The organism is Pseudomonas graminis, from assembly GCF_900111735.1.
GTDB classification, from domain to species: Bacteria; Pseudomonadota; Gammaproteobacteria; order Pseudomonadales; family Pseudomonadaceae; genus Aquipseudomonas; species Aquipseudomonas graminis.
Genome location: NZ_FOHW01000005.1, coordinates 133,716 through 156,566, shown reverse-complemented (window position 1 = coordinate 156,566; position 22,851 = coordinate 133,716). Strand labels below are relative to the sequence as shown.

Annotated in this window: 19 protein-coding genes; 12 read left to right on the top strand and 7 right to left on the bottom strand. The window is 56.5% G+C overall.

Going from position 1 to position 22,851, the window contains the following annotated elements; translation table 11 throughout:
- Nucleotides 1–24: 24 nt before the first annotated feature.
- On the top strand, nucleotides 25–1,398 hold the full coding sequence (gene trkA / locus BMY98_RS06135) for a Trk system potassium transporter TrkA (protein WP_074886153.1): 1,374 nt from the start codon (nucleotides 25–27) through the stop codon (nucleotides 1,396–1,398).
- Between the two features lie 142 nt (nucleotides 1,399–1,540).
- Here trkA and BMY98_RS06130 read toward each other — a convergent pair whose 3' ends face one another.
- Nucleotides 1,541–2,428 carry a lysophospholipid acyltransferase gene (locus BMY98_RS06130; protein ID WP_074886151.1) on the bottom strand — a complete coding sequence of 296 codons (888 nt, stop codon included), beginning with the start codon at nucleotides 2,426–2,428 and terminating at the stop codon, nucleotides 1,541–1,543.
- A gap of 39 nt (nucleotides 2,429–2,467) precedes the next feature.
- Complete coding sequence (locus BMY98_RS06125; protein WP_074886149.1) at nucleotides 2,468–3,040, bottom strand: DNA-3-methyladenine glycosylase I; 573 nt, start codon at nucleotides 3,038–3,040, stop codon at nucleotides 2,468–2,470.
- An 82-nt stretch (nucleotides 3,041–3,122) separates the two neighbouring features.
- Here BMY98_RS06125 and glyQ point away from each other — a divergent pair, with 82 nt between their 5' ends.
- The 4 genes from glyQ to BMY98_RS06105 are packed head-to-tail and all read left to right on the top strand — an operon-like array spanning nucleotide 3,123 to nucleotide 7,518.
- Nucleotides 3,123–4,070, top strand: coding sequence for a glycine--tRNA ligase subunit alpha (glyQ, locus tag BMY98_RS06120; protein WP_065988033.1), 948 nt, complete (start codon nucleotides 3,123–3,125; stop codon nucleotides 4,068–4,070).
- Nucleotides 4,067–6,121, top strand: coding sequence for a glycine--tRNA ligase subunit beta (glyS, locus tag BMY98_RS06115; protein WP_074886146.1), 2,055 nt, complete (start codon nucleotides 4,067–4,069; stop codon nucleotides 6,119–6,121). Before glyQ ends, glyS begins: the two co-directional genes overlap by 4 nt.
- A gap of 11 nt (nucleotides 6,122–6,132) precedes the next feature.
- Nucleotides 6,133–6,690, top strand: a complete 558-nt coding sequence (gmhB, locus tag BMY98_RS06110; RefSeq protein ID WP_175514146.1) for a D-glycero-beta-D-manno-heptose 1,7-bisphosphate 7-phosphatase — start codon at nucleotides 6,133–6,135, stop codon at nucleotides 6,688–6,690.
- A gap of 57 nt (nucleotides 6,691–6,747) precedes the next feature.
- Nucleotides 6,748–7,518, top strand: a complete 771-nt coding sequence (locus BMY98_RS06105; protein WP_074886143.1) for a lysophospholipid acyltransferase family protein — start codon at nucleotides 6,748–6,750, stop codon at nucleotides 7,516–7,518.
- 182 nt (nucleotides 7,519–7,700) lie between these two features.
- On the opposite strand, the gene BMY98_RS06100 is transcribed toward BMY98_RS06105, so the two are convergent.
- On the bottom strand, nucleotides 7,701–8,888 hold the full coding sequence (locus tag BMY98_RS06100) for an MFS transporter (protein ID WP_217648305.1): 1,188 nt from the start codon (nucleotides 8,886–8,888) through the stop codon (nucleotides 7,701–7,703).
- Between the two features lie 311 nt (nucleotides 8,889–9,199).
- Here BMY98_RS06100 and BMY98_RS06095 point away from each other — a divergent pair, with 311 nt between their 5' ends.
- Nucleotides 9,200–10,345, top strand: coding sequence for an acyltransferase family protein (locus BMY98_RS06095; protein WP_074886140.1), 1,146 nt, complete (start codon nucleotides 9,200–9,202; stop codon nucleotides 10,343–10,345).
- 58 nt (nucleotides 10,346–10,403) lie between these two features.
- Complete coding sequence (locus BMY98_RS06090; RefSeq protein ID WP_074886137.1) at nucleotides 10,404–11,552, top strand: acyltransferase family protein; 1,149 nt, start codon at nucleotides 10,404–10,406, stop codon at nucleotides 11,550–11,552.
- A gap of 63 nt (nucleotides 11,553–11,615) precedes the next feature.
- On the opposite strand, the gene gyrB is transcribed toward BMY98_RS06090, so the two are convergent.
- The 4 genes from gyrB to dnaA are packed head-to-tail and all read right to left on the bottom strand — an operon-like array spanning nucleotide 11,616 to nucleotide 17,829.
- Complete coding sequence (gene gyrB / locus BMY98_RS06085; RefSeq protein ID WP_065988041.1) at nucleotides 11,616–14,033, bottom strand: DNA topoisomerase (ATP-hydrolyzing) subunit B; 2,418 nt, start codon at nucleotides 14,031–14,033, stop codon at nucleotides 11,616–11,618.
- A 4-nt stretch (nucleotides 14,034–14,037) separates the two neighbouring features.
- A complete protein-coding gene (gene recF, locus BMY98_RS06080; protein ID WP_074886135.1) occupies nucleotides 14,038–15,141 on the bottom strand; it encodes a DNA replication/repair protein RecF in 1,104 nt (367 codons plus the stop codon).
- 13 nt (nucleotides 15,142–15,154) lie between these two features.
- Entirely contained in the window at nucleotides 15,155–16,258 is a 1,104-nt protein-coding gene (gene dnaN, locus BMY98_RS06075; protein WP_065988045.1) for a DNA polymerase III subunit beta, read from the bottom strand.
- 35 nt (nucleotides 16,259–16,293) lie between these two features.
- Nucleotides 16,294–17,829, bottom strand: a complete 1,536-nt coding sequence (gene dnaA, locus BMY98_RS06070) for a chromosomal replication initiator protein DnaA (protein WP_074886132.1) — start codon at nucleotides 17,827–17,829, stop codon at nucleotides 16,294–16,296.
- Between the two features lie 585 nt (nucleotides 17,830–18,414).
- Here dnaA and rpmH point away from each other — a divergent pair.
- The 5 genes from rpmH (at nucleotide 18,415) to mnmE (ending at nucleotide 22,336) form a co-directional block, all read left to right on the top strand.
- The gene (rpmH, locus tag BMY98_RS06065; RefSeq protein WP_002551315.1) at nucleotides 18,415–18,549 is read left to right on the top strand and encodes a 50S ribosomal protein L34; all 135 of its coding nucleotides are present in this window, start codon (nucleotides 18,415–18,417) and stop codon (nucleotides 18,547–18,549) included.
- Between the two features lie 16 nt (nucleotides 18,550–18,565).
- On the top strand, nucleotides 18,566–18,967 hold the full coding sequence (rnpA, locus tag BMY98_RS06060) for a ribonuclease P protein component (RefSeq protein WP_074886129.1): 402 nt from the start codon (nucleotides 18,566–18,568) through the stop codon (nucleotides 18,965–18,967).
- Nucleotides 18,960–19,205, top strand: coding sequence for a membrane protein insertion efficiency factor YidD (yidD, locus tag BMY98_RS06055; protein WP_074886126.1), 246 nt, complete (start codon nucleotides 18,960–18,962; stop codon nucleotides 19,203–19,205). The genes rnpA and yidD overlap by 8 nt, the downstream gene beginning before the upstream one ends.
- Nucleotides 19,206–19,207: 2 nt before the next feature.
- Nucleotides 19,208–20,887: a membrane protein insertase YidC gene (gene yidC / locus BMY98_RS06050; protein WP_074886124.1), complete on the top strand. Its 1,680-nt coding sequence runs from the start codon at nucleotides 19,208–19,210 to the stop codon at nucleotides 20,885–20,887.
- A 78-nt stretch (nucleotides 20,888–20,965) separates the two neighbouring features.
- A complete protein-coding gene (mnmE, locus tag BMY98_RS06045; RefSeq protein WP_074886121.1) occupies nucleotides 20,966–22,336 on the top strand; it encodes a tRNA uridine-5-carboxymethylaminomethyl(34) synthesis GTPase MnmE in 1,371 nt (456 codons plus the stop codon).
- The last annotated feature ends 515 nt before the right edge of the window (nucleotides 22,337–22,851 follow it).

Genomic DNA, 22,851 nt, shown 5'->3' with positions numbered 1-22,851 from the left:
ATCATCATTTCAAGGAGAGACTGATTGAAGATCATCATCCTCGGCGCAGGGCAGGTTGGCGGTACGCTGGCTGAGCACCTGGCGAGCGAAGCCAACGACATCACCGTCGTGGACACCGATCAGGATCGTCTGCGAGCGTTGGGTGATCGCCTCGATATCCGTACCGTCCATGGTCGCGGCTCGTTTCCGACTGTGCTGCGTCAGGCCGGCGCCGACGACGCCGACATGCTGGTGGCCGTGACCAGCAGCGACGAGACCAACATGGTCGCCTGCCAAGTCGCGTACACGCTGTTTCAGACGCCGACGAAGATTGCCCGTGTTCGCGAATCGGCGTACCTGACTCGCTCAGGCCTTTTCGCCAACGGTGCCATTCCCGTGGACGTGTTGATCAGCCCTGAGCAAGTCGTCACCCATTACATCAAACGGCTCATCGAATACCCCAGCGCCCTGCAAGTGATCGACTTCGCCGGTGGCAAAGTCCAGATGGTGGCGGTCAAGGCATACTACGGCGGGCCTCTGGTGGGGCAGCAACTGCGCCAGTTGCGCACGCACATGCCCAATGTCGACACGCGGGTCGCTGCCATTTTCCGTCGCGACCGTCCGATCATTCCTCAGGGCGATACGGTTATCGAGGCTGACGACGAGGTCTTTTTCATCGCTGCCAAGGCGGACATTCGCGCCGTCATGGGAGAGATGCGTCGCCTGGATGTGAGCTACAAGCGCATCGTGATTGCAGGCGGAGGCCAGATTGGCGAGCGGCTGGCGGAGGCCATCGAGAACCGCTATCAGGTCAAGATCATCGAGATGAATGCCGCTCGATGCCGTCACCTCTCCGACACGCTCAACAACACGGTGATCCTGCAAGGCAGCTCCTCCGATCGAGACCTGCTCGTGGAAGAGAACATCGACAACGCCGACTTGTTTCTGGCACTGACCAACGACGACGAGGCGAACATCATGTCGTCGTTGCTGGCCAAACGTCTCGGCGCGAAGAAGGTGATGACGATCATCAACAACCCGGCGTATGTCGATCTGGTGCAAGGCGGGGAGATTGATGTCGCCGTCAGCCCACAGCTCGCCACCATCGGTACGTTGCTGGCCCACGTGCGGCGCGGCGATATTGTCAGCGTGCACTCATTGCGTCGGGGCGCCGCTGAAGCCATCGAGATCGTCGCCCATGGCGATGCCAGATCCAGCAAAGTGGTTGGCAAAGCCATCATGCACATCAACCTGCCGCCCGGCACGACCATCGGCGCCATCACCCGCGCCGATCAAGTCATCATCGCCCATGACAGCACGGTGATCGAATCAGGCGATCACGTGGTCATGTTCCTTGTGGATAAAAAGTACATCCGCGACGTGGAGCGACTTTTTCAGGTGGGATTGAGCTTTTTCTGACTCTGGGCAGACGCCTTTTACGTAGGAGCGCGCTGGCCCGCGAAAAATGGTAGGCCTGACATAGCTGTGTCGGATGTACCTACTTTTCGCGGGCAAGCGCGCTCCTACAGGTGATCGCTGGCCTGCTGGGCTCAGCGTCTGATCAATACCAGCGCTTCTCGCCCTCGGGGCGTTTCTTGAAGCGCTTCATGGTCCACATGTATTGGCTTGGATAGGCCCGCACGTACTTTTCAACCACCTTGCTCATGGCCGCTGCCGACGTTGCGGTGTCGGTGCTGTACATGTCGTCCGGCGCGGCTTCGAGTACTACCTTGTAGCCAGAGCCATCCTCCAGACGCATCGCGTGGAGGAACACCCCTACTGCTTTGCCGCCCGCCAGCATGTTCGGCACGAACTTGCTGGTCAGCGCCATTGTTCCGCAGAAGGGTACGAATATGCCTGCTGACTCAGCGGGTTCCGGATCCGCAGGGATGCCGACCGAGCCACCTTTGCGCACTTCCTTGATGACGCTGAGAATGCCTTCCTTGGTGGACGCTGCGACACGGTTGCCCAGCTGCACGCGCTGCTTGCGCAGCAGGTCATCCACGGCCTTGAGCTTGGGTGGCCGGTAGAAAATGATCGGTTTGCACTGGCTGCAATAGAAGTGGTTGAGCACTTCCCAGTTGCCTAGATGGCTGGTGATACCGACGACACCCTTGCCCGATGCCAGGGCATCTTTCAACACCTGAAGCCCTTCGACTTCGCGAACCAGATTGATCGACTTCTGCGCCGGCCAGATCCACGCACAGGCGCTTTCGGTCAGGGTCTTGCCGATGTCCATCAGGCTGCGACCAACCAGTGCTTCGAGTTCTGCAGGGCTCAGCTCGGGGAAGCACTTGGACAGGTTGATGCGCGCGACATCGCGGGACCGGTTAGGCAACTTCCACATCAGCCAGCCAATGCAGGTGCCGACCCATTGCACTGCGCGCCACGGCAACAGGGCAAACAGCCGCAATGCCCCAACCATCAAGGCGCCTTTGAACTTATCCACAGATCACTCCCGAATACATGAGGCGGCCATTGTAACCATTCATGGGAGCCGATTATCCACATCACCCGCCAGCTCGGCGTATCGATCGCAGTCAACCGTATGGTCCATCACCATTCCAGTCGCCTGCATGTAGGCGTAACAGATGGTCGGGCCGACGAAGGTGAAGCCGGCTTTCTTCAGCGCTTTGCTCATCGCTTCGGCCTCTGCCGTAATGGCCGGGACTTCGCTACGGTCCTTGAAGTGATTGACCTTCGGCTTGCCGCCGACGAAGGACCAGACAAACGCAACCGGATCCTCCAGCCGCAACCAGGCCAGGGCGTTTTTGCGCGCGGCGTTGAGTTTGAGGCGGTTGCGGACAATGCCGGGCTCCAGCATCAGCGCTTCGATTTCAGCATTGGTCATCGCGGCAATGCGCTGGACGTCGAAGCCGAACATCACTTCGCGGTAGCGCTCACGCTTTTTCAGGATGGTGATCCACGACAGTCCGGCCTGGAACCCTTCGAGCAACAGGAACTCGAACAGCATCTGCGCATCGCGCAACGGCACACCCCACTCTTGATCGTGGTAGTCCATGTAAAGCGGATCTTCGTTGCACCAAAAGCAGCGTGGCATAGGGCTCCCAAGGGTGGAGGCGCGGCCGAATCGGGTATACTCCCGCTCTTTAAATCGCAGCCCCCCAGTACAGGTGAATTTCGTGAGCCAGCCTACGCCAGCCGTGCGTACCTTCCAAGACTTGATCCTCGCCCTCCAGCAATACTGGGCTGAGCAAGGTTGTGTGGTACTTCAGCCCTACGATATGGAAGTGGGCGCCGGCACTTTCCACACCGCTACGTTTCTGCGCGCCATCGGCCCGGAAACCTGGAACGCCGCCTACGTACAACCGAGCCGTCGTCCTACCGATGGCCGTTATGGCGAGAACCCGAACCGCCTGCAGCATTACTACCAATTTCAGGTTGTTCTGAAGCCCAACCCTGACAACTTCCAGGAGCTGTACCTTGGCTCGCTGAAGCACGTGGGTCTTGACCCGCTCGTGCACGACGTCCGCTTTGTCGAAGACAACTGGGAATCCCCAACCCTCGGCGCCTGGGGCCTGGGTTGGGAGATCTGGCTGAACGGCATGGAAGTGTCGCAATTCACCTATTTCCAACAAGTCGGCGGTATCGAGTGCTACCCGGTTACCGGCGAAATCACCTATGGCCTCGAACGTCTGGCGATGTACCTGCAAGGCGTCGAGTCGGTCTACGACCTGGTCTGGACTGACGGGCCGTTCGGCAAGGTCACCTACGGCGATGTGTTCCATCAGAACGAAGTGGAGCAATCGACCTACAACTTCGAACACGCCAACGTCGACAAACTGTTCGAGCTGTTCGATTTCTATGAAAGCGAAGCCGTGCGCCTGATCGAAGTGGAGCTGCCATTGCCGAGCTACGAAATGGTCCTCAAGGCCTCTCACACCTTTAACTTGCTGGATGCACGTCGCGCGATTTCCGTGACGGCGCGTCAGCAGTACATTCTGCGCGTCCGCACCCTGGCTCGCTCCGTGGCCCAGGCTTACCTGATGGCCCGGGCCAAGCTCGGCTTCCCTATGGCCGCGCCCGATATTCGTGATGAAGTGTTGGCCAAGCTGGAGGCTGCGCAATGAGTGCTCAAGATTTTCTGGTTGAACTGGGCACCGAAGAACTGCCACCCAAAGCATTGAATACCCTGGCCGATGCATTCATGGCCGGTATCGAAAAAGGCCTGCACGCTGCCGGCCTGACCTACAGTGCCAAACAGGTTTATGCCGCGCCACGTCGTCTGGCCGTGCTGATCACTCAGCTCGCCACCGAGCAGCCGGATCGCAGCGTCAACCTGGATGGCCCGCCACGTCAGGCGGCGTTTGATGCCGAGGGCAATCCGACCCAGGCCGCCCTGGGCTTCGCCAAGAAGTGCGGTGTGGACCTGAGTGAGATCGATCAGAGCGGCCCGAAGCTGCGCTACAGCCAGAGCATCCCTGGCAAGCCGACGTTGAGCCTGCTGCCGACCATCATCGAAGATTCGCTGAACGACCTGCCGATTCCGAAGCGCATGCGCTGGGGTGCTCGCAAGGAAGAATTCGTACGTCCGACCCAATGGCTGGTCATGCTGTTTGGCGATCAGGTCGTTGACTGCACCATTCTTGCCCAGACGTCCGGCCGTGAATCCCGGGGCCATCGCTTCCATCACCCGGAAAGCGTGCGCATTTCGTCGCCGGCCAACTACGCCAGCGACCTGCGCGCGGCCCACGTGCTTGCGGATTTCAACGAGCGTCGTCAGTTGATCAGCAAGCGCGTCGAAGAGCTCGCCACGCAACACGAAGGCACCGCCATCGTGCCGCCGGCATTGCTCGATGAAGTGACTGCGCTGGTCGAGTGGCCCGTGCCGCTGGTGTGCTCGTTCGAGGAACGTTTCCTTGAAGTGCCGCAGGAAGCCCTCATCACCACGATGCAGGACAACCAGAAGTATTTCTGTCTGCTGGATGCCGAAGGCAAGCTGTTGCCGCGCTTCATTACCGTCGCGAACATCGACAGCAAGGACCCATCTCAGATTGTCCACGGTAACGAGAAAGTCGTTCGTCCACGTCTGACCGACGCCGAGTTCTTCTTCAAGCAGGACAAGAAGCAGAAGCTGGAGACGTTCAACCAGCGCCTGCAGAACGTGGTGTTCCAGGCGCAACTGGGCACGGTGTTCGACAAGGCCGAGCGCGTTTCCAAGCTCGCCGCGTTCATCGCGCCACGCATTGGAGGCGATGCTCAGCGCGCCGCACGTGCAGGCTTGCTGTCCAAGTGCGACCTGGCGACCGAGATGGTTGGCGAGTTCCCCGAGATGCAGGGCGTTGCAGGCTACTACTACGCGCTGGCTGACGGCGAACCCGAAGACGTCGCACTGGCGTTGAACGAGCAGTACATGCCACGCGGTGCTGGCGCTGAATTGCCAGGCACGTTGACCGGCGCCGCAGTCGCCATTGCGGACAAGCTCGACACACTCGTGGGCATCTTCGGCATCGGCATGCTGCCGACCGGCAGCAAAGACCCATACGCACTGCGCCGGGCCGCGCTCGGCATCCTGCGCATCCTGATCGAGAAGAAGCTGGATCTCGACCTGGTCAAAACCGTGCAGTTCGCCGTCGCTCAGTTTGGTGTGAAGATCAAACCTGCTGGCCTGCCAGAGCAGGTGCTCGAATTCATCTTCGATCGCCTGCGTGCGCGCTATGAAGACGAAGGCGTCGACGTTTCCGTCTACCTGTCGGTGCGCGCCTTGCAGCCGGCTTCGGCTCTGGACTTCGATCAACGTGTGCAGGCGGTTCAGGCCTTCCGCAAATTGCCTGAGGCTGCCGCACTGGCCGCCGTGAACAAGCGGGTTTCCAATCTGCTGAGCAAAGCAGACGGTAACATCGCCCAGACCGTCGAGCCGAAGTACTTCGATAACGCCAACGAGTTCTCGCTTTACTCGGCCATTCAGCAGGCAGATCAGGCGGTAGCGCCGATGTCCGCCAGCCGTCAGTACAACGAAGCGCTGACGCGTCTCGCAGCACTTCGCGAGCCGGTGGATGCGTTTTTTGAAGCAGTGATGGTCAACGCGGAAGACGCCAGTGTGCGAGCCAACCGTTATGCCTTGCTTGCCCGTCTGCGCAATCTGTTCCTCGGCGTTGCCGACATCTCTTTGTTGAGCTGACAGCGGAGCGCATGCCAGTGAAGTTGCTGATTCTCGACAGGGACGGGGTGATCAACCAGGACTCCGATGCCTACATCAAGTCGGTGGACGAGTGGGTTCCGATTCCAGGTTCCATCGAGGCCATTGCGCAACTGAGCAAGGCCGGCTGGACGGTGGCAGTGGCCACCAACCAGTCCGGCATCGCTCGCGGTTACTACGATCTGGCCACCCTCGATGCCATGCACGCACGCTTGCGTGAACTCGTGGCGGAGGAGGGTGGTGAGCTCGGACTGGTCGTTTATTGTCCCCATGGCCCGGACGCCGGCTGCGATTGCCGCAAGCCAAGACCGGGCATGCTGAAGACAATTGCCAGCCATTACGCCGTCGATTTGGGTGACGTGTGGTTTGTAGGCGACAGCAAGGGTGACCTGGAGGCGGCGGTGGCCGTCGACTCACAACCTGTTCTGGTCCTGACCGGCAAAGGTCAGAAGACGCGAAGCGGTGCTCTACCCGCAGGCACGTTGGTTTTCGATGATCTGGCGGCGGTTGCCGCAGAACTTATTCACAACAGCGCCCCGTTGAACGGCTAACGGCTATTCAACGGCTCGCTCAATTCGGGCAATTGCCCCGTAACGGTAAAAGCAGCTATGTCGATTGTGCAGGCCATCAGGATTTTCTTCTTTTACCTGCTGCTGGGCACTACTGCCCTGCTGTGGTGTTCGCTGAGTTTCTTTATTGCACCTTTCCTGCCGTTCCGTCTTCGCTATCGCTTCATCAATGTCTACTGGTGCCGCTGCGCCTTATGGCTGACCCGCGTGTTCCTCAACATCAAGGTCAACGTCACCGGACATGAGAACATCCCAGAGACGCCGTGCGTGATCGTCTCCAATCACCAGAGTACGTGGGAAACGTTTTTTCTCTCGGCCCACTTTCAGCCTTTAAGCCAAGTACTGAAGCGTGAGTTGCTATACGTCCCGTTCTTCGGTTGGGCCATGGCGATGCTGCGTCCCATCGCCATCGACCGCAACAATCCCAAAGCGGCGCTGAAGGTTGTGGCTAAGAAGGGCGATGAGTTGCTCAAAGATAGGGTCTGGGTGCTGATCTTTCCTGAGGGCACACGCGTGCCTTACGGCCAGATCGGAAAATTCTCGCGCAGCGGTTCGGCACTGGCGGTTAACGCGGACTTGCCCGTCCTGCCTATCTCACACAATGCTGGCCGCTATTGGCCTAAAGAAGGTTGGGGTAAAAAGCCGGGCACCATCGAAGTCGTGATTGGCAAACCGATGTACGCGGAAGGCGCTGGCCCTCGCGCAATCGCTGCGCTGAATGATCGCGTCTCGGCGTGGAACGAGCAAATCCAACGTGACCTGGGATCGCCCGCAGTGCCTGCGCCCGCCCCCGAGAAATCACCGGCGTGAATTGTGGATAACCTGTGCACGAATAAATTGAAATTCCATAAATTAGCGTCTAACTCGTTAATTTGATTACTTATTTCTTACGACGCTTACCGCGTCCAAAACGTGCATAAGTTTTTTCCAACGACAGCCAATGGGCTGAAAATACCGGTCTTGAGCCTGTGCAGCCAAGACCGATGTTCCAGTCAAGCCGTTCTGGCCGGCGCTGATCCCCACAGACTGCATAACGCCCCCATACCGACCAGTACAATCCCTCCACTCGCGGCCGCTACAAATCCCATCGCGGGAGAAACGCTGTCGATCGCGAATCCCACCATTGGTGCGGACAGCGTCTGGCCTATTCGGTAAGCCGAATCGTGCAGCCCCATCACTTCACCTCTCACGCTGGAAGGCGCCAGCTTGGCAACCGCTTCCGAACCTGCAGCCAACGTCGGCGTGCACAGTAAGTTGGTGGGCAATAGCGCGAGCATCAGCCACCACCAGACGTCGTCAAAGAACACCACGGGCAGCAGCAGCAGGCTCATCGCCAAGGCAAGTTTCATTTGTGACCACGACCTGTGGACAACACCGTGGACATACCCGCCCACGATCGACGCTACGGACATGGCGGCGATGACATACCCGGTAAAGGCAAGTTGATCGCTTGCGCGCAGTACGGCGATCAGTGCCAGCTCGGTGCCGTACAGCACGAACAACGCACCCGCGCTGACAAACATCACGGCCATCAGAGGGCGGCTCATCCATGTGCGGAGCTTAGGTCGCACGCGATCCGGATTTTCAGCGACTTCGTCCACATTGCGCGTAGGCCAGTTCAACACGTAGAGCACAACATAGGAGAGCGCTCGCCAGAGACCGATTCCCGCCAGCGTTGCAGTAGCCGAATAGGTAGTGATCAACAGAATACCGCTGGCGGGCCCGATGACGAATGAAAGCTCCATGAGCATCATGTTGAGCGAGTAAGCAGGTCGGCGCTGATCTTCCGGCACCAGGCTGGCGACGAACTGCCGGGCAAGCGATCCCGTCGGCACGGTAAACAGCCCGGCCACGAAAGCCAGAAGCACATAAAGCCAATAGCTCACCATGGGAAGCAGTATCCAGGCGAGGGTCGATAGCGTGCCGCACACGGCCACCACCGGGCGTAGTCCATGACGGTCAATCATTCGGCCGAGCAGGGGAGATCCCACCGCGAATCCAAGGGCGGTCGCTGTCCCCACCACGCCGGCATCAAAATAGCTGCCGCCCATTTCGTTGAGAACGTGCAGGCTCAGCGTGAGCCCCATGATGGTCAGCGGCAGCCCCGCAACGAACATAAACAACGTTGCAGGCAGCACACGAGGGATGGCCAGTACTTTCTGGTATTTGCGAATCGACATATGACTCAGGCTCCTTGGTCTTCCATCTGTCCTGATGAAACGGTTCACTCGGCGGGTATCTAGGTTCCCTTCACTGCATGTGGCCTATCAAGGCCTACCGACACGTCCGCCTCTCAAAAACTATCGTTCATGTTTAAGGGCCAAATTATTGGCTGACAAGGCATGCAGCTTATCCGCAGCCCCATTAGGGATGCCAATTAGACGCGCAGCCTACCCAGTGTATCGTTCAAGCTCAAAACCATTTAGAACCCTCTCGATATCGCGCGTCCCCGACCGCGTGAGCGTCACAGCGGTGAATGGATCGATCCGACATGACCCTGATTTCGCGCGGAGGCAGTATGAGTACGTTGGGTGACCTGGCGTCCAGACGAAACAACAATTTCAACCTGATCAGAATGCTTGCCGCCACTGCGGTACTGATTTCCCACGGTTACCCGCTCGCACTCGGCCATGATGCGGTCGAGCCGCTCTCTGACTGGCTCGGCCTCTCCCTTGGTGATGTGGCGGTGATCACGTTCTTCTGCATCTCCGGCTTTTTTATCTCGCTTAGCCGCGATCGCGCGGACAGCACGATGGATTTCCTCACCGCTCGGTTTCTGCGGATCTACCCTGGACTGACACTTGTGCTGCTGCTGAGCGTGTTCCTCATCGGGCCCATGTTTACGACACTGAGTGCGTCGGAATATTTCCGCTCAGGTGAAACATACGGTTATGCGACCCACAACTTGACGCTGCTCAGCATGAAGTTCCACCTGCCTGGCGTGTTCGAGAACAACCCGTGGCCTGGTATCAACGGGTCACTGTGGACGCTCTTTTATGAGGTGGCGTTCTACATGCTGGTCAGTGCGCTTGGCGCATCCGCCTTCTACAGTGAGGGGCGTAAATTCGCCGGCTTTCTAATGTTCTATGCGGCACTGTATGTAGCCTTCAAAGCCCTGAAATTGAACAACGCGCTGTTCAATGACTTCTACGGCGCCGAGTCTTTCTTCACGTGGAGCTTGCCATTTGTGCTGGGCATGTCCTTCTACCGATATCGTCAGCACATCCAGCATCGACTCATTGGCTTCCTGCCTTTCGCCGTACTAGCCGTCTGCACATGGCGCACACCCTATTTCTTTGAATGCTTTGTTCTGGTTTGGACGTATCTGATTTTCTACCTAGGGTTCGCAACGCACCCCACGATCGACCGTTATAACCAGCTGGGTGATTACTCGTACGGCGCCTATATCTACGGCTTCCCGATTCAGGAAATTCTCGCCGATCTGTTCAAAGGCATCGGCCCTCTCAGCATGATGCTGCTCGCCTTTCCACTTGTGATACTGGCCGCCATATTCTCTTGGCACTTCATCGAGAGGCCAGCCATGGCACGGCGCCGTGAGCTTGCCTGGTTTTTGAGCAGCTGCCTGGACACCGTGAAAACCCTTTGGCCTAAAGCCGGAAAGGGTAGCGCAAGATGACCCGCGCACAGAGGGGGGATCTAAACGCATTCAGTATGGATTCGACAGGGAGTTCGAGATGAAGAGATTTCAAGTGCTGGACGGTTTTAGGGGCATCTGCGCACTAAGCGTTGCGGTTTATCACATCCATATTTCGCAAAGCTTCGGGGAGTGGGCGTTCTTCAGAAATGCTCATTACCTGGTGAGCTTTTTCTTCGTCCTTAGCGGCTTTGTCATGTTTCACACCTATGCCCAGCGCCTGGCCACCGCGGACCAGTTCAGGCAGTTCTTCATCACACGTAGCTTCCGACTGTACCCGTTGCACGTCTTTGTCCTCGTATTCGCTATCGCACTGGAGGTACTGAAGCTGGGCGCGGAGCATGCCGGCATAGCGTTCAATCAGCCCAGCTTCACCGGGCAGCGCGCGCCCCAGGAAATCATTCCCAACCTGCTGCTGTTGCAATCCTGGTGGCCAGGATTCAATCCCCAGTCGTTCAACTTTCCCGCCTGGAGCATCAGTGTCGAGTACTACATCTACATGATCTTCGCGGGGATCCTCTTGTGTACCCCACGCTTCGCCACGCTGATATTTTCGATGATTTCGTTGATGGCTACGGTGTGCCTGGCCTTGGGACTTGCCTATCTGATGGAGCCCGCACTGCAGGGTCTGTCTTGTTTCTTTGCAGGCGTGCTGACTTACCACCTCTACCGGGTTATCCACAACATGAGCCTGCCGCGCTGGCTGCATACGGCTCTGGAAGTCGCAGGGATCTGCCTGATAGTCAGCTTGCTGGTGAGTAACATTGATCACAAGCAGATCATTCTGACGTTGGGCTTCTGCGTGCTCATGTTGATCTTCTCCTTTGAGGGAGGGGTGATCTCGACCTTGCTGAAGGCTCGCCCGTTCGAGAAGCTGGGCGCGCTGTCCTACTCGATCTACATGACCCATGCGATGGTTCTATTCGCCTTTACCCTCGCCATGCTGCTTGTAGGGAAACTCACTGGTTACGCCATCGTCACTTATCCTGCAGGAGCGCCAAGTCCAACGCTGTCCTTGAACAACGTAGTGGCTGACAACGCTCTGCTCCTCGCTCTGTTGATCATTATCGTGGGCGTATCTGTGGTCAGCCACCGCCTCATTGAACAGCGCGGGATTGAATGGGGCAAACGGTTGACCAAGAGAGGAAGAACCACGTCGGCAGTTAACCCCATCAAAATCGTGAGCTGAACCCTCAAACAAAACAGCCCCAACGATTCGCATCGTTGGGGCTGTTTTGTCAGCGGGTGAACCTTAGAAATCCAGGTTCGACACCGCCAGTGCGTTGGCTTCAATGAAGTCGCGACGCGGTTCAACCGCATCACCCATCAAGGTGTTGAAGATCTGATCAGCGCCAATGGCGTCTTCGATCGTCACCTTGAGCATGCGTCGCACGCTCGGGTCCATCGTGGTTTCCCACAGTTGATCCGGGTTCATCTCACCCAGACCTTTGTAGCGCTGAATCGTGTGACGCTTGGTGCTCTCTGCCATCAACCAGGCCAGCGCTTCCTTGAACTCGGTGACCGCTTTCTTGCGTTCGCCACGCTGAACGTAAGCGCCTTCTTCGAGTAGGGTACTGATCTGGGCACCCAGCGCAGTGACCGTCTTGTAATCGTTGCTGCCGAAGAAATCGCGGTTGAACGTTACGTAGTTGGACAGACCATGGGAGATCAGCTCGACCTCTGGCAACCACACGTTACGCTCACGGTCTTCACGCAAACTGGCCTTGTAGACCAAACCGGACTTCTCACCCACGCGCAGGCGCTCATCAAATTTCGCCAGCCACTCTTGCATGGCCGCATGATCCGACAACTGCTCCATAGGTACAGCCGGCAGGTAGACGAAGTGCTCGGTTAGCTCTTGCGGGTACAGGCGAGACAGACGTTTCAGAGTCTTCATGACCATGCGGAAGTCGTGAACCAGTTTCTCCAGTGCTGCACCGGAGATGCCAGGCGCCGACTCATTCAAGTGCAGGCTCGCATCTTCAAGGGCCGACTGGGTCATGTACTCTTCCATGGCGTCGTCGTCTTTGATGTACTGCTCTTGCTTGCCTTTCTTCACTTTGTACAAAGGCGGTTGAGCAATGTAGATGTAGCCACGCTCAACCAGTTCCGGCAATTGACGGAAGAAGAAGGTCAGCAACAAGGTACGGATGTGCGAGCCGTCGACGTCCGCATCGGTCATGATGATGATGTTGTGGTAACGCAGCTTTTCGATGTTGTATTCGTCACGGCCAATACCGCAGCCCAGTGCCGTGATCAACGTGCCCACTTCCTGGGACGAAATCATCTTGTCGAAGCGTGCCTTTTCCACGTTCAGAATCTTGCCCTTGAGTGGCAGGATGGCCTGAGTCTTACGGTTACGTCCCTGCTTGGCGGAGCCGCCCGCAGAGTCACCTTCCACGAGATACAGTTCGGAAAGGGCAGGGTCCTTCTCTTGGCAGTCAGCCAGTTTGCCGGGCAGCCCTGCGATATCAAGTGCGCCTTTGCGACGAGTCATCTCACGTGCTTTACGCGCCGCTTCACGAGCACGCGCTGCATCGATCATCTTGCCGACAACGGCTTTCGCTTCGTTCGGGTTCTCAAGCAGGAAGTCAGAGAAGTACTTGCCCATCTCCTGCTCAACCGCCGTCTTCACTTCTGAAGACACTAGCTTGTCTTTCGTCTGCGAGCTGAACTTCGGATCGGGTACCTTGACGGAGATGATCGCTGTCAGGCCTTCACGCGCATCGTCACCGGTGGTAGCGACCTTGTGCTTCTTAGCCAGACCTTCCTGCTCGATGTAGTTGTTCAAGTTGCGTGTCAGAGCAGAACGGAAGCCAACGAGGTGCGTACCACCGTCACGCTGTGGAATGTTGTTGGTAAAGCACAACAGGTTCTCGTTGAAGCTGTCATTCCACTGCAGGGCAATCTCAACGCCTATGCCATCTTCACGCTGGATGTTGAAGTGGAAAACCTGATTCACAGGTGTCTTGTTGGTGTTCAAGTACTCAACGAATGCGCGCAAACCGCCTTCATACTTGAACAGCTCTTCTTTGCCGCTGCGCTCGTCTTTAAGAACAATACCCACACCGGAGTTGAGAAACGACAGCTCACGAATGCGCTTGGCCAGGATGTCCCAGCTAAAGTGGATGTTCTTGAAAGTTTCAGAGGAGGGCTTGAAGTGAATCTCGGTACCCGTGGTATCACTTTCACCAACGATTTGCATCGGCTCTTGTGGAACACCATGGACGTACGTTTGCTCCCATACTTTTCCACTGCGGCGGACAGTGAGGTTCAAAACCTCGGACAGCGCGTTGACCACTGAAACGCCCACACCGTGCAGACCGCCGGATACTTTGTAGGAGTTGTCGTCGAACTTACCACCGGCGTGCAACACAGTCATGATGACTTCGGCTGCGGAAACGCCTTCTTCTTTATGCACATCGACCGGAATGCCACGACCGTTATCGCGAACAGTGATCGATTCATCCGGGTGAATGATGATGCTGATGTCGTCACAGTGACCGGCCAACGCCTCGTCAATCGAGTTGTCCACAACCTCAAACACCATATGGTGGAGGCCGCTGCCATCGTCTGTGTCGCCGATATACATACCAGGACGCTTGCGTACGGCATCGAGCCCTTTCAGCACTTTGATGCTGGTCGAGTCGTACGTTTGGTTTTCGCTCATGCCTTCACTCCCGGTGGTCGTGGGTCTGGGTGATATTGCCGTGTTCCACGTGGAACAAAGCAACTGGCGTTTCCGTCTGCCAGCCTTCCCTCAACAATTCATGATCTACGCAGGTGATAAATACCTGGCAGCGTAATTCTTCCAGCAGGCGACATAGCGCACCGCGGTGATTCTCATCGAGCTCCGATGGCAGATCGTCGACGAGGTAAATACATTGGCCACGACGGGCCGTGCTGACTAAATGTCCCTGAGCAATGCGCAGGGCGCAGACCACAAGTTTCTGCTGCCCACGGGAAAGGATATCCGCCGCATTGTGCCCACCCAATCGCAGGCGTAAGTCTGCACGTTGCGGTCCCGCCTGCGTGTGACCCATCTGCTGATCGCGGTAAAGCGAAGATGCCAGTACGTCACTCAGATTTTTTTCCTTGTCCCATCCTCGATAGTAACTAAGCGTCAGCCCATCGATCTGAACAAGCTCACTCAAGGTTTGCTCGAATACTGGCTTCAACGCCTTGATATAGGCGCGCCGAAACTCGTCAATTTCATCGCTGGCAAGGCACAGTTCACGGTCCCATGCCGCCTGCGAAGCGGCGTCAAGTGTACCATGCCGAAGCCACGAGTTACGCTGCCTGAGGGCCTTCTGGAGCCGCTGCCAGGTCGACATGAAACGAGGTTCCACGTGGAACACTCCCCAATCCAAAAACTGACGCCGGATCTTGGGTGCGCCTTCAAGGAGCCTAAAGCTGTCCGGGTTAATCAGCTGCAGCGGCAATGTCTCTGCAAGCTGCGCGGCGCTTTTGGCGTTCTGGCCATCGATACGGATCTGAAAATCTCCCTGACGATCACGGGAAATGCCCAGACTGCTATGGCCACCCTCGGCAAGTTCCACCTGGCCAAAGACAGTGCAAGCAGGTTGCTCGTATTGGATAACCGGCTGCAGCCGTACGCTGCGGAACGAGCGCGCCAAGCCCAGGAGATAGATGGCTTCAAGGACACTGGTTTTACCACTGCCGTTGGCGCCATACAGGATGTTGATGCGGGGAGAAGGAGAGAAGGTCACCGGTTGCAGATTGCGCACCCCGGTGACCGAGACGCGGCTAAGAGACATTAATCAACTGCTGTTACAGGCGCATCGGCATGACGACGTAGGCCGAGTCGTCATTACCTGATTCCTGCACCAAAGCGCTGCTGTTCGAATCAGAGAGAATCAGACGGACTTGCTCCGTGGTCATGACACCCAGTACGTCGAGCAGATAACTCACGTTGAATCCGATCTCGAGAGAGCTGCCATTGTAGTCGACGCTGATTTCTTCCTCGGCCTCTTCTTGCTCCGGGTTATTCGCTTGAATCTTCAGCTGACCGTTGGCCAATTGAAGACGAATGCCTCGATACTTCTCGTTGGAGAGAATCGCAGTGCGGCTGAACGCTTCTCGAAGTGCTTGACGATCACCCACAACAAGCTTGTCGCCGCCCTTGGGAAGCACTCGCTCGTAGTCCGGGAATTTGCCGTCAACCAGTTTGGATGTGAACGTAAATTCGCCCGTGGTCGCACGAATGTGATGCTGACCCAGCACGATACTGACCAGCCCATCTTGCTCGGTTAGCAGCCGCGCCAGTTCCAGAATGCCCTTACGCGGAACGATCACCTGGTGACGGTCAGCCTGCTCGATCTCTGCAGCCATGGAGCACATCGCAAGACGATGCCCATCAGTAGCCACTGCGCGCAGAATGCCCGACTGAACCTCCAGCAGCATGCCATTGAGGTAATAGCGAACGTCCTGCTGAGCCATGGCAAAGCTGGTGCGCTCAATCAAACGGCGCAATTTACTTTGAACAAGGCTGAACGTCAGCGAACCAGGACCTTCCTCGACAGTAGGGAAGTCGTTGGCAGGCAAAGTGGAAAGCGTGAATCGGCTGCGGCCAGCTTTGACGATCAGCTTTTGCTCGTCGAGCTTGATGTCGATGAGCGCGTCATTTGGGATGCTTTTGCAGATGTCCATCAGCTTGCGCGCAGGCACGGTGATCTCGCCCGGCTCTGCAGGCTCTTCCAACTGTACGCGGCCGACCAGCTCGACTTCGAGGTCAGTACCAGTCAAAGACAACTGCTGGCCCTCAACGACCAGTAGTACGTTCGAAAGAACCGGCAAGGTCTGACGGCGTTCAACGACGCCCGCGACCAGTTGCAGGGGTTTCAACAGGGCTTCGCGTTGAATGGTGAAATGCATGGTCTAGTCCCTTGCCTTGATAAGCTGCGTCGGTATCACGTTGTCAAAGTCCGCAGCAGGTTCTTGTAGTCCTCGCGGATGTCCGCATCGGATTCTTTAAGCTCATTGATCTTTCGGCACGCGTGCAAGACCGTTGTGTGATCGCGGCCGCCAAACACATCGCCAATTTCGGGAAGGCTGTGATTGGTCAGTTCCTTTGACAAGGCCATTGCCACTTGCCGCGGTCTTGCGACGGACCTGGAACGGCGTTTGGACAGCAGATCGGAGATCTTTATCTTGTAGTACTCGGCAACAGTCCGCTGAATGTTATCCACACTCACCAGCTTGTCCTGCAACGCGAGCAAATCCTTCAATGACTCGCGGATCAGCTCGATCGTGATGTCCCGGCCCATGAAGTGCGAGTGAGCGATGACGCGCTTGAGCGCACCCTCGAGCTCACGCACATTGGAACGGATTCGCTGCGCAATAAAAAACGCAGCGTCGTGAGGGAGATCGACTTTCGCCTGATCCGCCTTCTTCATCAAAATCGCGACCCGCGTTTCCAGCTCCGGGGGCTCAACGGCAACCGTAAGGCCCCAACCGAAACGTGACTTGAGGCGCTCTTCAAGACCTTCGATTTCTTTGGGGTAGCGGTCGCTCGTGAGAATGACCTGCTGACCACCTTCGAGAAGCGCGTTGAAGGTGTGGAAAAACTCTTCCTGGGAACGTTCCTTGCGCGCGAAGAATTGAATGTCATCAATCAGCAGTGCGTCGACGGAACGGTAGAAGCGTTTGAACTCATTGATGGCATTGAGCTGTAGCGCTTTGACCATGTCCGCCACAAATCGCTCGGAGTGCAAATACACCACTTTGGCATTCGGGTTCTTCTTGAGCAGGTGGTTACCCACAGCATGCATCAAGTGAGTTTTACCCAGGCCTACACCACCATAAAGGAAGAGCGGGTTGTAGCCATGCTTGGGATTGTCGGCAACCTGCCAGGCGGCAGCCCGCGCCAGTTGGTTGGACTTGCCCTCAACAAAGTTTTCGAATGTGAAGGTCCTGTTGAGATAGCTGGTGTGCTTCAGCGCGCCCTCAACCTGAACATTACGCTGCTCCGCGCGCGCAGGCGCTTGCTGGGAGCTGGCGCCAGCCATCGGATCGAAGCTCGCCCTGGAAGGCTCATCCTCGACATTCAGAGAGGTCTGAATCATCGGAGCGGGCGTCGCGACGGATTGCGGAGCTCGCGCTGCAACCGGCGCTTCGCTGGTGGCTGCAATCTCAGCCGCCTGAGATGCGGCTACCGCCGCAGCTAGCGGTGCGTTCGGGGCGGCACGTGGGGCAGAGCTACGCTTGCTGCCTATTAATAAAGACAGTGCCGGCGCAATTCCCTGACCGTGCTCGCCCAGCAACTCGAGCAACCTACCCAAGTACTTCTCATTAACCCAGTCCAGGACAAATCGATTGGGCGCATACACGCGCAGTTCATCGCCTTCGGCTTCAACCTGTAAAGGACGGATCCAGGTGTTGAATTGCTGGGCAGGCAGCTCATCGCGCAAAAGCTCAACGCATTGCTGCCAAAGTTCCACTGACACAAATATCCCCTAGATTCTGAAGCCGGCGCGGCAAAAACAAGCCGCCATTGTAACCACCCGTAGCTGACTTATCCACACGAAGGTAGGGCGCGAACGCACTAAACCCACCGTAAAGCACTGAAAAAGATGACGGCCGGTGGATAGTTAAGGTCTGTGGATAACCACGCTTCAGCTCTCTGCATAACACTGCGCTGAAATCTGTGGATAAAGCACTTGTGGATAACTAACTGGTTTACGCACAGCTTGTATTCAGCTGCCGCACAGCAGGAGCACTGCTTGTGGACAGAGTTTCATTCCTCTGTACATCAGGCAAATAAAGGCCTTCAGGCTTTTATCCACAGAAAACCTCTCCTTAAGCTTTTATAAGCTTTACAAAAAAGCTTTAAATACCTTCCTTCTTTATTTCTATATCTACGCATCCGAGGATGCTTCGACGGATTGGCCGCTGTCGTCGAATTGCACTCAGGAACTAAATGCAAGAAACGTTGGTTGGAAATTGACCTGCGAGCCCGCTTTCTCTAGAATCCCCGGTCTCTTAAAACGGGGGCCATTCCGGCCCGTTGTGGACGAACCAGGTAACACGCCATGAAACGTACTTTCCAACCCAGCACTATCAAGCGCGCTCGCACCCACGGTTTCCGTGCTCGTATGGCCACCAAAAACGGTCGCGCAGTTCTGTCGCGTCGTCGCGCCAAAGGCCGTAAGCGTCTGGCAGTTTGATTAATCGGCACAGGTGGTGAGTCAGGACTTCAGTCGGGAAAAGCGCTTGCTGACACCCCGGCATTTCAAGGCAGTCTTTGACTCCCCCACCGGCAAGGTTCCGGGGAAAAATCTCCTGCTCCTTGTGCGCAACAACGACCTTGATCATCCCCGTCTCGGGCTGGTGATCGGGAAGAAGAGCGTGAAGCTCTCCGTCGAGCGCAACCGTTTGAAACGCCTGATGCGTGAGTCGTTTCGCCTTCACCAGGACAACCTGGTCGGATGGGATATCGTCGTCGTCGCACGCAAAGGCTTGGGTGATATTGAAAACCCCGAATTGATTCAGCATTTCGGCAAGCTCTGGAAACGTCTGGCGCGTAGCCGGCCCAATCCCGAACTTAAAACCGAAACTGCGGGGGTAGACAGTCCTGATGCGTAAACTGGCGCTCGTTCCGATCCAGTTTTACCGCTATGCCATCAGTCCTCTGATGGCCAGTCACTGTCGTTTCTACCCCAGTTGCTCCTGCTACGCGTACGAGGCCATTGAAAATTATGGTCTGGTGCGTGGTGGCTGGCTGACCTTACGTCGCTTAGGTCGGTGTCATCCGTGGAATCCCGGTGGTTATGACCCGGTTCCACCTGCTCCCACCTCCCGTTCCTCTTCGATGGCCGAGTAATCATGGATATTAAACGCACGATCCTGATCGTCGCCCTGGCAATCGTGACCTATGTCGGTGTCCTGAAATGGAACCAGGACTATGGTCAGGCTGCCTTGCCGACTCAGAATGTTGCTGCCAACACCAATACATCCGCTATTCCTGATGCTCCGCAAGGTTCAGCGACTGCCAATGCAGACGTTCCTAGCGCCACCGGAGAAGTGGCTGCCCCGGCTGAAATCCCGGTGGCCGCCAGCAAAGATCTGATTCAGGTGAAGACAGACGTCCTCAATCTGGAAATTGATCCGGTAGGTGGCGACGTGGTGCAACTTCGTTTGCCGCTCTATCCACGCCGTCAGGATCACCCCGAAATTCCTTTCCAGCTGTTCGATAACGGCGGTGAGCGGATTTTCCTCGCCCAGAGCGGCCTGACTGGCGCCAATGGTCCTGATGCCCGATCCACTGGTCGTCCTGTTTACTCGGCCACGCAAAAAAGCTACCAGCTGGCTGATGGACAGAACGACTTGGTCGTTGACCTGAAATTCAGCGATGGCGGCATTAGCTACATCAAGCGCTTCACGTTCAAACGCGGGCTGTATGACCTGACCGTCTCTTACGTGATTGACAACCAGAGCGCGCAGCCTTGGAACGGTAACCTGTTCGCCCAGCTGAAACGCGATGCGAGCGCTGATCCATCCTCGACTACCGCTACTGGCACCGCCACCTACCTGGGTGCTGCGATGTGGACACCTTCGGAACCCTATAAAAAGGTTTCCATGAAGGACATCGACAAAGGGTCGGTCAAGGATACTGTCCAGGGTGGATGGGTCGCCTGGCTACAACACTACTTCGTGACCGCCTGGATCCCGAACAAGGCTGACAGCAACACCGTCACAACCCGTAAAGACAGTGCAGGTAATTACATTATCGGTTTCACCGGTCCGGCAATGACGGTCGCACCTGGCGCAAAAGCCGAGACGACTACAACGCTTTATGCCGGTCCGAAGAGTCAGGCAGTCCTGAAAGAGTTGTCCCCAGGTCTGGAACTGACAGTGGATTACGGCATTTTGTGGTTCATTGCCCAGCCTATTTTCTGGCTGCTGCAACATATCCACAGCATCGTCGGTAACTGGGGCTGGTCGATCATCTTCCTGACCATGTTGATCAAAGGGCTTTTCTTCCCTCTGTCGGCGGCCAGTTACAAGTCCATGGCACGCATGCGTGCAGTCGCTCCACGCCTTGCCGCGTTGAAAGAGCAACATGGTGACGATCGTCAGAAGCTGTCTCAGTCGATGATGGAGCTGTACAAGAAAGAGAAGATCAACCCGTTGGGTGGATGCTTGCCGATTCTGGTACAGATGCCGGTGTTCCTGTCGCTGTACTGGGTACTGCTTGAAAGCGTCGAGATGCGCCAGGCGCCTTGGCTGCTGTGGATAACCGACCTGTCGATCAAAGATCCGTTCTTTATCCTGCCGATCATCATGGGCGCTACCATGTTCATCCAGCAGCGTTTGAACCCGACACCTCCGGACCCGATGCAGGCCAAGGTCATGAAGCTGATGCCAATCATCTTCACGTTCTTCTTCCTGTGGTTCCCGGCTGGTCTGGTGCTGTACTGGGTTGTGAACAACACCTTGTCCATCACCCAGCAGTGGTACATCACCCGCAGCATCGAAGCGAAAGCCAAGAAAGCTGATGCCTGATCTACCCTGTTAACAAGTTATTCAAAACGCCCCCTCGTGGGGCGTTTTGCTATCCGTCAGTTGCCCAGGAGTCGGCCCATGAACGTTCTTTTTGAAACCATCGCGGCCATTGCGACTGCTCCCGGACGAGGAGGCGTCGGCATCGTCCGTATTTCCGGCCCCCAGGCCAGCAAATGTGCCGAGGCAATTCTTGGCAAACTGCCACAACCTCGTTATGCACATTACGGCGCCTTTAAAGAAGCAAACGGCGCAGTAATCGACGAGGGCATCGGTCTCTACTTTTCAGGCCCTAACTCGTTCACTGGGGAAGATGTGCTCGAGCTTCAAGGACATGGCGGGCCGGTTGTTCTGGACATGTTGCTGCAACGTTGCGTGCAACTGGGGTGCCGCCTGGCGCGGCCGGGTGAATTCAGCGAACGCGCGTTTCTCAATGACAAGCTTGATCTTGCCCAAGCCGAGGCGATCGCTGACCTAATTGAAGCAAGTTCTGCTCAGGCCGCGCGGAACGCCTTGAGGTCGCTGCAGGGTGCATTTTCCCAACGAGTCCATGAACTCACGGAGAAACTGATCAGCTTGCGCATTTACGTTGAAGCGGCCATCGACTTTCCGGAGGAGGAAATCGACTTTCTCGCGGATGGCCACGTGCTGAGCATGTTGGATAATGTGCGCAACCAGTTATCCACAGTGCTGCACGAAGCCAATCAGGGCGCGTTGCTCAGGGATGGCATGAATGTGGTTATTGCAGGCAGGCCCAATGCCGGCAAATCCAGCCTGTTGAATGCACTCGCGGGCAAAGAAGCGGCGATCGTGACTGAGATTGCCGGCACAACCCGGGATGTCCTGCGCGAACATATTCACATTGATGGCATGCCGCTCCACGTGGTGGACACCGCAGGTCTGCGCAATACCGACGATCAGGTGGAAAAAATAGGCGTTCAACGCGCGCTTCAGGCAATAGGCCAGGCAGACCGCATTTTGCTGGTAGTGGATGCGACAGCACCCGAGGCAGGCGATCCGTTCGCGTTGTGGCCAGAGTTCCTCGATCAACGACCTGACCCGGCCCATGTCACGCTGATTCGTAACAAGGTGGACCTAAGTGATGAACCGGTGGAACTGGTGACCAGCGTCGGTGGCCACGTGACCATCAATCTCAGCGCCAAGGCGGGTGGTGGAGGCGTGGAGCTTTTGCGCGAGCATCTGAAGTCGTGCATGGGGTATCAGCAAACAGCTGAAGGAAGCTTCAGTGCGCGACGACGCCACCTTGAGGCGTTGCACAAGGCAAGCGCCTCTCTTGAGCATGGACGCTCACAGTTGACCTTGGCCGGCGCTGGTGAGCTGCTTGCAGAGGATCTGCGCCAAGCTCAGCAGTCCTTGGGTGAAATCACCGGCGCCTTCAGCTCTGACGATTTGTTGGGAAGAATTTTCTCCAGCTTTTGCATTGGCAAATAGCGCTACGCTCCATCCCCAGGCAGGTCAATCTCTCCGGATCTGCCACATCCCATTCACTCATCCGACTTTGCCTGATTCCCGATCAGTGCAATGGGGGATGTCTGCGCGTCGAATTTGACCGCTCAGCGGATCATTTTCCGATTAAGCCCTGTGTATAACCGCGGCTAAGCTCGGTTGATAAACACGCACCTGAGCTGAGGATAATTGCGCCTGTGGACAACCTATCATTTAATCCACAGGCTTAGACAGGTTATCCAAGGGCCTCTTGCCCACATGGACACAGACTTTTGATGGTCTGTACATCACGTAATAAAAGGGCTTCAGAGCTTTATCCACAGAAAGTGGCCTCAGTAAATATAAACATAAAAACAAAGATCTTATAAATTTCTTTCTTTTTAATTTCTATAACCGCCATTCATCCACAGCTGGTTAGATTTTGCGCAACGGGTTTCTTAAGGGGGGGTAAGTGCCTATACTTGCCGCCATTCCTATTCCCCCCAATCAACAGGCACGAG